The following is a 13,997-nucleotide window of genomic DNA, read 5'->3' as shown; positions in this document are numbered from 1 at the left end:
TTCTATCACACGCAATCATAATCTATACAATAGAATGAACTCCAATAAAGGAGTCCATTCCATCAAATCGACAGACTATTCATCTGATAACTTTTTAATGATTTTTTGCATCTTTTCCATATATAGCTTCATTTCTTTAATTTGTTGATTTTGTGTAGAAATACGCTTTTCTTGATCTATCGTATACAAGGTCAACTCTTCGATTTTTTGTAACAATTTCGCTTGCATCTTACCAATAGATATACCATTCTTTTTGACTTCTGCTTCCGAAGGAATATCCGGCAAGTGTCTGTTTTGCTTGATTTGTTTTTCCACCTGTGCTAGTGACGCAAGTTCATAGCCCTCATCAAAAACAAAGTCAGGCCAACCTTCAATTGATATTTCGACTTCTCTGGCTTTTACTCCACCATTGACTGCAAGCTGAAAGCCTGGTAGCGGTTTACAGCCAAATCCAGCTTTTCCCTCACTATCAACACCGTATTTCATAACGTTTTTAGAGTCAACAACGCTAAAAGCAAAACCACTTTTACTTTCGCCAGAAAACTTTGCTTTAAAAAGAGAACTCAGATATTCATCACTGGTGTTAAGATTACCTGTTGTCTCTGAGGTAATACCACTGGGCAATCCATATTGGCTTGTGGCATTGACATGGAGTTTTGCCGATGGAGAAGTTGTACCAATACCTACATTACCACCATTAAAATAACTATTGCCTTGTTGTGTTAAGTGCACTTTGGGAGTAACACTGTTAGATTCGATGTGATTGATGGTTATGGGAGCGTTATTTGCGATGAAAGCAACGTTTTGAGAAAGACGTACGTCATTTTTAGAGACAGCCATAGCACCAACGGATGACTGGGGTGCGGTTAAAATCAACTTATCGCTAAAAGTTCCAACGGAAGCACCACTAATATTAATAGAGTTTGTTGTTACCGACCCTATAAATTTAGTATCGCCAGCAACTTCCAATCCTACATTTGCAGGAATTTTGACAGATTTTTTTGCAGAATTACCAGCAAACTCCATAAATACACCTCCACCAGGTACGGTGATTTTTAGCTTTTCTTCCCACATATCAATAGCATATCGACCATTCTGAAAGTCCGCTTGTTCACCAAAAACAATTTTGGGATTACTACCACCAATGTGTAACTTTCCTCGGGGATTGGTAGTACCAAGACCTAAATCGCCTTTGTTATTGGCAAATAGTGCATAGTTTTTGTTATTTACATCATAAACATAGTAGCCTGTTTCTCCAGCACCCATTTGCCAATTGTTATTTGTGCTATTTGTCAACTTAATGTTGGCCGTGGTAGTCGTCGATATAACACCTACAATCCCATCGCGTGAGACCAAATCAAGTTTCTTACCTGTTAGATTTAAACCGCCTTGTCCATTAAAAATTGTTCCAACATGGTTGTCACCTTCGCTAATGTGTGTATATTCACCAACAAAAATGTGCTTTCCCTTTTGAATTTCAAGTCTACCATTAACTAGAACCCTCGGTGAGTTTAAGTGCAATGATTTAGTGGATTGAACATAACCTCCACCAGAAGATGGACCATAACCAATAAATAAATTTTCGTCGGACTTACCACTAAACTGAGCAAATGGCCCATGTTCATGACTACTTTTAAAATGTGCTCCCAAACGTCCATTGCCAGTATTTACGTTCAATGTACCTGTAAAATAGCTTGTTCCATTAACTTTAATGGACGCTCCTGTAGAATCTCCAAAAAACTCCATCAATGTGGCTACACCAGGTACAGTTACTTTTAGCTTTTCCTCCCACATATCGATAGCATATCTAGCATTTTGTTCGCCAAAGGCAATTTTGGGATTACTGCCACCAATGTGTAGTTTGGCTTGAGGATTTGTTGTTCCAATTCCAACATTGCAATTATTATCGGCAAATAAAGCGTAGCGTTTATTGTTAGAACGATAGATATAATAACCATCCTTGTATGCTCCCATCGACCATACAAATCCTTCTTTGTGGTTTTGCAAAACAATAGATGTTGTCCCTACGCTTTTGCTACCCATATTCGGTGCATTGATATATAAAGTTCCTTTTCTAACATCGATGTTAATATCTCCGGAAGTTACTCTTAAATTGTTGGGACTATAGATACTTCCATCTCCATTTTTCTCTTGTAGAATAGTGGATTGACCAAGTTGAAGATAGTTGTCATGATGAATGATAATCCGACCATAAGTATTGATCACTTTTGAAAGTGGCACCAGGGTGATGGATTTACCACGTATGCCTATGTCACCATTGTCCGCACGTAAGTTTATGCTACCATTGTTAGACGTGTCATTGATACTTCCATTTACATTTCTATCTTGTGCGATCAATGTTGAACAAATAACAAACAATACTAAAAGTATTCGGTACATTGTTTCCCTTTCGGTTGAGGTACATTATTGAAAATAGTTCTTTTTCTCGTTCTGACGTTTTTAATGGCTGGTTTCATTTTTTTCTTTATACAAAAAACCACAAAATCCGTTAAAGTAAGTTCTTTTTTAATGGAAATTCTTTTATTTTTTAAAAAAATCAAAATTGATTTTATTTAAATTACTAAAAAAATCACTATTTTTCAACCAAGAACATTCTAAGAGATTCCCTTATTTTTACTGATAAAAAACTCTAGTTATCTAAGATGCTGTTATTTAGAACTATAGGGTACGCTTATTTTGCGTTGAGATTACAGGAAACTCTTACAATATGTAATGCTTCGTTTTGTACGATCCAAAAGTAAAGCATTACACTATATTAAAGATTCGTCAAAAAATCACTCAAGCTTTTTTGGTTAGTGAATGCCTTCTCTATCGCCTTTTCAAAATAGTACCCCTTTTGTTTTTTCGATTCTTCAAACACTGACTTTGCCAACTCGGTTTTGCCGATCCACGCATATGCGATAATCGCTATATTTTTTTGGTATATATGTTGCGATGTGGCTAGTAGCGAAAGTGTTACTTCATCGATGTCCTCAATTCTTTGAGCTTGATACGCTTGCCAGACTTGACAAGCAAATATATTGTTGAATATTTCCAATGTTTGTGTCGCTTGTAGTTTGGATGTATTCATTGCATCAACATATTTTTGGTTTGGCATAGTTTTATTTAGGGTATATGCGGCGATCAATCGGACTCCTGGATCATTGTCTTGTAGTAAATTTTCTAAGAATGGTGCAGAATCGATAGCAAATTTTGCGATGGAATAAGCTGCGACTTCCTTTGCATATTTTTTTCCTTCGCGTAAATCGACAAGCAATTCGTGGATATTCAGCTCCTCTTTGTCCATCAATAGTTCTTTTATATATTCGTGGCGTGAATATAAATTATCAAAAGGTGTGGAGTAGCGATTTTTTAAAGCAGGGCAAAGATTGGTAAATATTGCATTGACTTGGTATTTGTCTTTTACGTCACTTAAGATTTTTGGGATAATGTATGTCAGTTTTTGTGGTAGGCGTTGGCTTATTTGCACAATAGATTTCACCGCGCAATTCTGCACTTCCTGATTTGGATCTTGCAAAAGTTCTAATAGTTGGCGAACAGTACGTGCGTTTCCAATCTCTCCTAACAACAACGCCGCAGATTTTCGTGTGGCGTCGTCGTGATCCTGTAAGTGTTTCTCAAGTATGGGGACAACGATTTTGTTTTTTGTATTTCCCAAGACTTTGATAATGGTACGACGCATTTTTTTATCGTTTGTCTTGGAAAGCAAATCCACCAGTCGTCGCATCGCAGATAACTCGCCTATTTTTGCTAAAGCGATGGTTGCCGCGATACCAATTATTGGTTCATTGTCCTTGAGAGCTTTTATTAGATTTATATCGGAAACGCCCCCTATCTCGCCAGACAATTTCGCAGCTAACGCTCGTATTTGTGGCGCGCTGTCTCGCAAAAGTTGTGTCAATCGCGCCGGGTTTATTTGACCAATCATACGCAGGCCAAATATGGCGGTGGTGCGCTGCTCTTTGTTTTTGCTTTTAAGGCTTTGTAATAATTTCGTGCTAATTTCGTGCTGGTATTCATACAAGGCATTTTCAATAATTGATCTAATGGTTGTCGCCACCTCCGAGTCTCGTTCTTTTGTGTGTATGTTAATGAGTTCGAGAATAACCTCTGGCACATGATTTTCTAAAGCGTACAGCGCCTCAACACGGACTTCTGAAGGTTCTTTTTGGTTTGTGACAACCTGAAATAGCGGAGTTATCGTTTGTTTTGTATTCAAATTTTCTAAAGCGCTTATCGCAGCCATTTTTACGGAGATATTGTTATCGCCCAGCATTGCAGCAAAGTCGGGAATATAGGAGTTATTACCAAATTTTTGCAGAGCTTTTATCGCCGCGATTTTTACTTCTTTGCTATGGTCATCAAACATTTTTACCAACTCGGGAGCAAGACGCGCATTTCCGTATCGTCGCAGAGTGTAGATAACTTCCGCTTTCAGTTTTCCGCTGCTGTTTTTGAGAAGTTTTAATAACAATGGTTGTAGGTTCTTGTCACCAACTCTTTTTAGAATTTTGGTGATTTCCAGCTGTGTTTCTTGACTAGAAACATCGACAAGAGCAACCAAATCGGTAACAAAAGGTCTGGCTCCGATTATCTCAATGGCTTTTCTTGCTTCTATACGAATGGACTCATTGCGATGGGCAAGGAGTGGAAACAATTTAGGAACAGTGGATTTTGTGCCTAGCCTTTGCAACGCTTTGATCGTCTCTAACACAAGTAAATTATTATGACTACTTAGAAGTGGTTCGAGCTGTGGTACGGGAGACTTCGCTATACTTTTTAGAGCTCGTATGGCCTCTATTTGTAATGTAAAATTGCGGCGTTCAAGAAATGTAATCACTTTAGGAACAATGGATTTATCTGCTATTTGTGGTAAAATCTTTAGTACCTGTAGCTGAATTTGTTGATTGTCATCTAAAAGTCGGCGATACTCATTGGCAAGCATTTTACATCTTAGTTTGATTAAAGCTTGAACACTTTCCAGACGAATTTTGGCATTTTTGTCTTTTACGAGTTTCATCAATTCCGGGGTGTCGTAATTGAGCTCTTTTACAATTTGTATGGCGGTTAGACGAATTTGCCACTGTGGGCTTTGCAGAGACTTTACGAGTATCGCATGAATTGTTTCTACTGTTTGTGGACTTTTTTGTGTAGAGGCATTTTGATATATACGGTATATCATCTTGTAAACTTGTTGGCGCATAGCGGAATTATTTGCTGCTTGTTCAATTAATATGGGAACGGTTGTTTCAACCACGGAATTTTGCAAAACTTTTTGGACAATTTTGAGAAATTCCAGGTCTTCGGAGGATAAATAACCAATAAACTGCGTTGCGATCTTTTTTACTTGAGGAGTGTCTATCCAACTTTTGTCGATATTTTCTAAAAGCTTCAGCGATATTACATGAACTGGTAAACTTTTATGGGCTAAACCTTGTAGGATTTCCGAAACCATACTTTTTGCTTGCGGTAGATATACCCAATATGGATGGATACTCTTTAAAGAATCTAGCGTGACATTACGAATCCATGCGTCTTCGCTCGTGACATACTTGGCTAAAAATTTTAGCGTGTCGGCGTTACCTATTTTTCCGAGACAATGAATTGCCGCGACTTGAACGTTTTTTTCTTGTTGATCTATATTTTGTGCGATGACTTCCGCGAGGTTGCCGAAAGATTTTTGCGCAACAATGTTAAGTGCGATCATTTTTATTTGCGTATCTCGACCACGGAGTATTTTTTGTAACAGCGAAGGGGATAGCTGTTTTATTTGATCGGCCTCTTGCGGCGCACCATGGGCAATCGCATGTAGGTAATCAACGATACATGCGTCGTTGTTGGATTGTTTTTTGTACATTGCAGCGCGTTTAACGTACAAGTGCGGATTGTCTGGAAATAGTTGTAGCGCCAATGTATATTCGGTTATCGCTTTGTTAATTTCATTTTGTTCAATATAGCGTTTAGCACGATTTATGTATGGCGTTAAACGGGTATTTCTCTGTCGCTTTTGCTGCTTTAACCTTTGCAATTCTATACTGGCAAGGTGCGGCTCGATATGCTTTCCCACTGTGTATTTCACACAATTTTCAAAATACAATTGTGCGCGCTTTACATCTCCACGATTTAAATGGTGAAGACCCACATAATAGTAAAACTCACATAATCGGACTTGTTTATCGGCATTTTCTATATCTGCCATTGCAAATAATTGTTGTTCCGAAATGTTCTCGGTGTAAAAATCAAGAAGATTCCACGAAAAAGAATTTTGCCTTTCTTGCTGTGCTTTTGCAATCATCTCAGGTAATAATTGTTCTTTTTTGGCCCGTTTAGCGTAGCCAATTAGTAGCAAATAGCGATATGCTTGGTGCAATGGACTGGATTTTTTTAAATATGGCCATGCTTTGACAAAATTGCCTTGGTGTAAATAAGAAATTCCAATCGCAAAAAAGTGCTGTACATGTAGGTAGTTGAATAAATCTATTTGCAATGTATCTACATATTTTAAATATTTATCTAAGGGAACTGCTTGCGATTCAATACAATCGGTAATTTTTCGTATCAGATGATCGACAATATGTTTACGTAATTTTTGTTTTTTTTGTGTAGAGCGAATCTTGTCGTAATAATCTAATGCCAAATGAAAATTCTCGGCGTCTACGCTCGCAACGCATAAAGTCGCGTTCATGTTTTGCGCATCGAAACTTGCGGTAGTCACTGTGTGAATCTGTTTATTGCGCTTTGCTGATAAACTTTTCCTGCCGATGTTAGCAGTTTCCATTTGTGTTTTGGCAAGCTCGTATATCAAATAGGCTCGTAGAGCCTTTTTATCTTCTACAGTTAGATGAGAGAAAACAAATACTGCAGCATCAAGATTCCCGCAATTTATTAATTTCCTACATCGCGTTTTGTTATTTTGTGCATAGCTATGGCCATCGAAAAATAATTGTTGATTGCTTCGGTGTGTAGATTCAAGATCATATAGCTCCAGGTATTTGTCAAAAGACAACGTCGCAAAGTCCCATATTTTTATTGTTCGATCCCAACTTCCGGAGATCAAATTTTTACCATCGTCACTAAACCCTAAATCGCTAACATAGCTTTGATGTCCATGTAATGTTTCTATTTCATGACCACTTTCTACATCCCATACCTTAATGGTTTTGTCATTACTCGCTGATATTAAAAAGTGATTTTGCGGCGAAAAAATAACACTATTAACACCAGAAGTATGCCCAGCTAGAGTAAAAACTTTCTTAAAAGTAGAAGTATCCCAGACAATGATCGTCTTGTCTGCGCTAGCGGAAGCGAGTAGTTTCTCCGCTTGGTCAAAAACAAGGTGATGGATATTGCGTGTATGCCCCAACAAATTTGCCACTAGAGTGTTATTCTCTACATCCCACAACTTTATAATGTTATCTAAACCTGCGGAAACTAAGAATTTATCACCGAAAGCCAATGTAGTTATTTCTCGGTCGTGCCCCTCAAAAACGGCTATCTTCTTGTTGTTGAAAGTGCTCCATACATGAATGGAATTGTACTGTGCTACGGCCAAGTTTTGGCCATTTTTGGAAAAAGCCATGCTACACACAATATTGTCTGTTTCGAATGTGGATGTTGTATTTCCAGATACATCCATCAGGCGAACGGTTTTGTGTTGTGCCATAGCAATACTTTTTGCATTAGGGGCGATTGTGATTGCACTATGGTCGACAGCAGGCAGCGATTTTTCTTTTCGCAACTTGTTCCACATCGCGATTGAGCCGTCATTGGCAACCGAAAAGAAAGTGTTGTTTTCACCACAAAACACTTTTTGTATATTTGCATCGTGTGCTTTTAGGGTCATGACTTTTTTACTAATGCGCGCATCCCACAGTCTTACACTATGAGTACTTGTTCCCGAAGCGAGCAATGTTCCATCTGGGCTAAATGCGATACTTGTTACTGGTGCTTCATCCATGACCACTGCAACTAGACGTTGAGTGTTCACATCCCACATCTTGATACTTTTGTCTTTACCACCACACGCCAATATTTTACTGTCGGGACTAAAGGCCAAACACAATACGTTCTCGGAGTTTGCGCTAAAATCAGCAATTTTTTGACCTGTCAGTGGATTCCAAATGAAAACTTTTCCCTCGCTATCTGCGGAGACAAGCCATTTTCCGTCAGCACTATATACAAGAGCATGTATATAACCAGAATGGCCCCACAAGGTCGCAATTTCATGTCCGTTTTTCGTATTCCATAGACGAATAGTTTTGTCCATACTCGCGGAAGCCAATGCATGGCCACTGGGATCAAATCTTACATGATGTATAGGAGCACTATGCCCTTTTAGGGCTGCCATTATAGAACCCAGTACAACATCCCGTATTTTTATGGTGTTAGAACTCGCGTAAGCTAGCATTTCTCCATCGCGACTAAACTCCACAGCGTTTATTTTACCGCTTTGCGAAGATCTATTGCGCAAAGTACATTTTTGTTCGCCGATCTCCCATAGATCAAGTGCGTTCTTTTTTCCTACAGCTAAAAGACGTCCATCATAACTACAAGTTGATACTAGCATTTGCGAATCGATCAACAGTTGTTGTAAATTTCTTTTTGGCGTGAAGTTCTGTCTTTGTATTGTGCCGTTTGCTGCTTGAAATAGAAAGTGTTCTCCGCTCGGAACAAAATTTATATAGGTGATACCATCAGTGCTAGGGTTATTCATTTGGTAAGTCGTAATATTCCATAATTTGATGTTCCCTTGTTCGCTGGCGGAAATTAATTTGCCACCATCTGCGGAAAAATTCGTACTAAGCACTTTACTGTAGTGTCCATACATAGTTTTTATACTAATACCATTTGTTATATCCCAGAGCTTGACAGAATAATCATCACTTCCTGAAACAAAAGTTTTGCCATCAGGACTGTATGCTATACTGTTTACGGCACTGTGTTCGGTACACGATAGAATTTCTTTACCGGTTTTGGCGTTCCAAATTTTGATAGAGCGGTCATCACTTCCTGAAACAAAAGTTTTGCCATCCGGACTGTATGCGACGCTGTTCACCGCCCCACGGTGCGCGATACATGAGCGTATTTCTTCTCCTGTTGCAGCATCCCAAATTTTGATAGAGTGATCATCGCTTCCTGAAATAAGCATCTTGCCATCTGGACTATACGCAACACTATTCACTGCCGCACTGTGCGCTATACACGAAAGTATTTCTTCTCCTGTTGCAGCATCCCAAATTTTGATAGAATGGTCGTCGCTTCCCGAAACAAACGTTTTGCCATCCGGACTGTATGCGACGCTATTCACCGCCCCATGGTGTGAGGTACACGTGAAAATTTCATGGTTCGTTTTTATATCCCAAAGTTTGATAGAACGGTCGTCACTTCCCGAAACAAACGTTTTGTTATCTGGGCTATAAACAACGCTGTTCACCACTGCACTGTGTCCAGTAAATGTTTGTAAACGTCTTTGATCTTGAAAGCCTAAGCTATTAATATTCCACAGTTTTATCGTTGCATCTTCTCCTCCGGAGAGAAACGTATTTCCGTATCTTCCAAAGCAAGTAGCTAAGATGCTGCCTTTGTGTCGAAACGCCTCGTATTGCGTATTTTCATCTATATAGCTACCACTTTCTTCCACAGTTCCATGAGACATTTTAATATCTAGATCGACGGGAATTTGCATCATAAGCTGTAAATTCGGGCCACGAGCAATTAAGTTTTGTGCTGTACGCCATGACGGTGTATTTTTCTTCAATAGGGGACGCTGATTATTTTTAGAACGGATGGTTCGCGCAGCGAGAAGCTTTGATTCAAAAAATCTTTTTTCCTTTGCCAAGCTTTGCGACTTTTCAAGAAGAGCTTTTCCCATTTCATGGTTTTTATCCGCTTGCCGTTCGTCTTCTTCAATTAATTTAATACCTGTGGTCAATAGCCATTCACATGTTTCTCTTGTCAACTCCAGATTTTCAATAGTTAGATTTCCACGCGTATTTTCAATGGATGTACGTCGTGCTTTGACTTTTACAGGAAGAAACCGCCCTCTGCTAATCTTTGTCCATTTTTGTAGTAGCGCTTCGTTATACTCATGTATTGCCAACAAAGATTGTTTGGTGCTATATTTGGGTAACTTTCCTAAACAACGTGCGGCAGCAGATTTTAAAAACTCTGAGCTACTTTGTGCCCCTAGGAGCTTTGTCATAGGCACAACTACTTTGCTAAATTCCTCTATTTGATTTCCATGGATACTAGCCCAATCCGCCAAAACTTCGCAAGCCGCTAACCGAGGACTGCTCTGCATATCTTCCAATAGTTGAGTAAGATGAACGATGACACTACGCATGAAAAAAGCTTGTTCTTGAGAAGAACTAGCCTCGATAAAATCTCGCAAGGCGTAGCATGCCGACATCCGTAACTGTTCGTAAACTTTTCCCTCTTGATATAGTGGAGCTATCAGCTTTGGATTTATTACTTTGTAAGCGGGAATAAACAAAAAATCCCCCTCCCCCCCTAAGTTCGCATAACGCGGTACTTGTGATGCCGCCACATCTTCATCATTTACAAGTACATCCGCCATGTAATAACCAAGCTGTGAGGTAAGAATTATGCCATCACTTCTTCCAATAAATCCATATAGCGCTTGCAAGAGAACAGCGGTAAATGGTGAGTGTCCACGACTATTTTTAAACTTTTGGGCATACTCGGTCGAAGCTTGTATTTTATCCGCAACGGCCTCGTCACTAGAACCACTGGTAATTACTTGAAATACACGGCGTTTGAATAGACGACTAAGGTTATTGCCTCCCGGGGAAAAAAAAGACTTATTAGTTAAGTGAGAAAAACTGGGACGATACTTTGCCTCGAACATAGACCCGCTAAAACAACTATCTAGTATCATCAAAGTATGGCGTGCGGACATTGACTCCAACTCTTGGGCTATTTTTGAGAGAGAAAACATCGTTGTTGTTGAATCTTTGCTATCAGCAGCGACCAAATACCCAGGAATTCCATGTCCCGCGTAATAGAACAATAAGGCATCACCAGGTTGTACTTTTCTCTTAAGTTTTTGCAATTCATCAACTATTACTTGTCTGTTTATACGCGGCAAGACTTTGCGTTTTACATTTCCCAAAAAAACACGCGGCGGTTGATCGACCAACAAGACGATATTATCAAACTTATAGCGTAAATCGAGAACAGATGCCACTTCTGCGGCATCAAAATTAGGTGCTGTAAGATTGGTAAAGTTATCGTAGCGGTTAATACCCAAAACCAAGGCGTGATATTTATTATATTTTAGACGTGTTCCAAAATCATGACTGTGTCCCAAAATACTTATTCCACCTAAATTTTTGGTGTACTTAACTATATGGTGTTTATCTTTTGCTTTTCGGTGTGGCACATGCTGCATGTTATGTTGTGCTGTCGCAAAAGTTAAGACGAGCCAAAAAAGAATAATCGCTCTCACTGTGACCTCTCTGTAAAATTTTGAGGGATATAATGCCGAGATATACATACAAAAGAATAAAAATAACAAAAAGCAAGATATATCATCTTCACAAGAAAATATTAGAGTAAATCCGGCACGAACAACTTATCCGTAAGTAAATACAATTTTATTTAAGAGAAAAACAAATGCATTTAAACTCTAGGAAATTTATAAAAGGGTATGGTTAACAGCTTTCCGGCTTCGCCAAAAGTCCTCAATAGAAAGCAATAATAAGTAACAGCACACACAATACCAACCAGGAAAGTACGCGAGTAGAAGGATAAGCATTCCACAATGAAATAGGATATTCTGTTCTATTTCGAGAACCACCTTACACAGCCACACGCAAGAAATGACAACTAACACGGTGTAAGACATATCGATGTAATATCGGAGAAGAAAAGATGCAGAGCCGTAAGATACTATGTGTAACAAAAACAACACGATTGTGAAGAGTAAAGACTTCTTTTTTGAGATAGAATACTTTTTTTGATACCACTTACACAGCATAAATCCATAAACAAAACACATAATAATAAATGCAGCCGCGGCAGGTGTTATTCCTCGAGAAAAAATCAAAATAAAATCTCGAACGTACGAAAATATAAAATACACCAATAAATACCTATAAAACGCATATTTGTGATCGAAGGGTATTCGCAAAAAGTAAAAATAAATTTTTTCCCAAAATAGATTACAACAAATGATAGCTGGTAGTATAAATTTTGACGTCATCGTGAGAGAAAACATAAACCACCAAGCCAAATACGGGAGTGTTTGTTGCATGGAAACTTGCATTCGCTGGAAAAACTTAGCTTGTGGCAACCACAACCACGAATAACAAAGCATCACCGTAAAATAAAGTAAGTATGACCAATACGGGTTCCATTTTGAGTACATCGTAATGCTAAACATTACGATCGTCAGAAAAGCGGCTACTACGGTATTTCGCAATGGAGCACTGTTTTCGATTTTTCGCGCAATGAGTTTTTCAATACGGTAACATATCACAAAAAACAAGACGAACATTGGCAAGTAATTTATTCCCATTGGCAACAATAGCAACAATAGAGCCAGAGTAAACCAATGACCATGGTTTCTTTTATTTAACGCCATTTGCTGATGAATCTTTTCTTCTAATCGTTTGGGAGACACAACACTGCGATCAATTTCTTTTAACTGCAACTGGGCAAGTTTTACGTCTCCCATATCGAACGCCGTTTGTGCATAACGAAGATACGTATTCTGTAATTCTTGATAAGCGTCTTTGTTACCGTCCCATATCCTTAGAGAATTTTTATAAAGAGAAATGACTTTCTGGAAATTTTCGTAAATGGATTTGGAAGTATTTGTACGGTAATTGGTAAACTCTCTCCATAGGTGAAGGAATTTGCTCAAAAACGCCGTTATGATTGGTAAATAACGTGCGACTACTGTAGCCTGCGTTTTATTGTAGGATAGAACGTCTATTTTTCGCGCTTTTTGTACCAGCGCAAAACTCTCTTGGTGACGTAAAAACATTTCAATATCGTCCTTGAAGTCTGTTACATTTTGATAACGCTGAGAAATGTCTTTATGCAATGCTTTTTTACAAATCGTTTGCAGATATGGCGCAAGTGATTTGTCTATTTCGGAAAATATTCCTTCCTTTGCTTGACAAATAATACTCCAAAGATTACTTCCATTACGAAGCGGTTTTTGATGTAAAATTTGGTATAAAATACCTCCTAAAAGATACGTGTCCGTTGCCGGACAAATATCTAACCCACTACCCGTCGCCAATTCTGGAGGCATGTATGTAGGTGTTCCCAACGGTTTATTGATATCCCCCTTATAAATGGCATGTTCATTCTCTTCCATGCTAACGGCGATCCCCCAATCCATCACCAGGACTTCGTTAAAGTCTCCCAACATAACATTTTCAGGCTTGAGGTCGCAGTGGATAATGTTTTTGCTATGAGCATACTCTACAGCCTTACATACATTTAATAAAATTTGTAAGTTTTTGTTTAAATCCATATCCTCTGTTTTAGAATAAATAGATTCGCGCCATGGTATTCCATTGACAAGTTTCATTGCAAAAAAGATATTACCATTCATATCTTTTTTCAGCTGGTATATAGGGACAATATTCGGATGATCAAGGTAAGCTGTAACCAAAGCTTCGGCAACAAACTGTTTTCCCTGCCGCGCATCCAAGATTTTTTTTAGCGCTACTTCGCGATGTAGTTTTCTCTGAAAAGCTTTATAAATGATCCCCATGCCACCGCGATTGATCTCTTGAATATTATTGTAATCCACATCATGAATGTCGCATGCATTTACGATGGTTTTACGACTATAAGTTTGCCCGTCTGAAAATGTTTGTGTCTGATGAGAAAAATTTTTGTCTATGTCTGTGGGCTTATATGTTTTTTTTATCTCGCAGTTACTTAAATTGTCACCAACAGTTTTTGTCCACAATTCTCTAAACTCAGTTTCATTCATT

Annotated in this window: 3 protein-coding genes; all 3 read right to left on the bottom strand. The window is 38.6% G+C overall.

Annotation, left to right across the window (positions count from 1 at the left end):
• Window positions 1-75: 75 nt before the first annotated feature.
• The 3 genes from UABAM_RS22305 to UABAM_RS22295 all read right to left on the bottom strand — a co-directional run bounded on the left by UABAM_RS22305 (window position 76) and on the right by UABAM_RS22295 (window position 13,996).
• Window positions 76-2,400: a hypothetical protein gene (locus UABAM_RS22305; RefSeq protein WP_151970207.1), complete on the bottom strand. Its 2,325-nt coding sequence runs from the start codon at window positions 2,398-2,400 to the stop codon at window positions 76-78.
• A gap of 376 nt (window positions 2,401-2,776) precedes the next feature.
• A complete protein-coding gene (locus UABAM_RS22300) occupies window positions 2,777-11,488 on the bottom strand; it encodes a HEAT repeat domain-containing protein (protein ID WP_173013495.1) in 8,712 nt (2,903 codons plus the stop codon).
• A 189-nt stretch (window positions 11,489-11,677) separates the two neighbouring features.
• Window positions 11,678-13,996: a serine/threonine-protein kinase gene (locus UABAM_RS22295; protein WP_173013494.1), complete on the bottom strand. Its 2,319-nt coding sequence runs from the start codon at window positions 13,994-13,996 to the stop codon at window positions 11,678-11,680.
• Between the last annotated feature and the right edge of the window lies 1 nt (window position 13,997).

The organism is Candidatus Uabimicrobium amorphum (assembly GCF_009002475.1).
Classification (GTDB): domain Bacteria; phylum Planctomycetota; class Uabimicrobiia; order Uabimicrobiales; family Uabimicrobiaceae; genus Uabimicrobium; species Uabimicrobium amorphum.
Note: the sequence above shows the minus strand (reverse complement) of the source record. Positions and strands in the feature narration are given on the sequence as shown.

What these genes read in the sequence shown, in the direction of transcription:
- UABAM_RS22305 (WP_151970207.1), bottom strand. Translation starts at nt 2,400, where the DNA reads ATGTACCGAATACTTTTAGTATTGTTTGTTATTTGTTCAACATTGATC.
- UABAM_RS22295 (WP_173013494.1), bottom strand. Translation starts at nt 13,996, where the DNA reads ATGAATGAAACTGAGTTTAGAGAATTGTGGACAAAAACTGTTGGTGAC.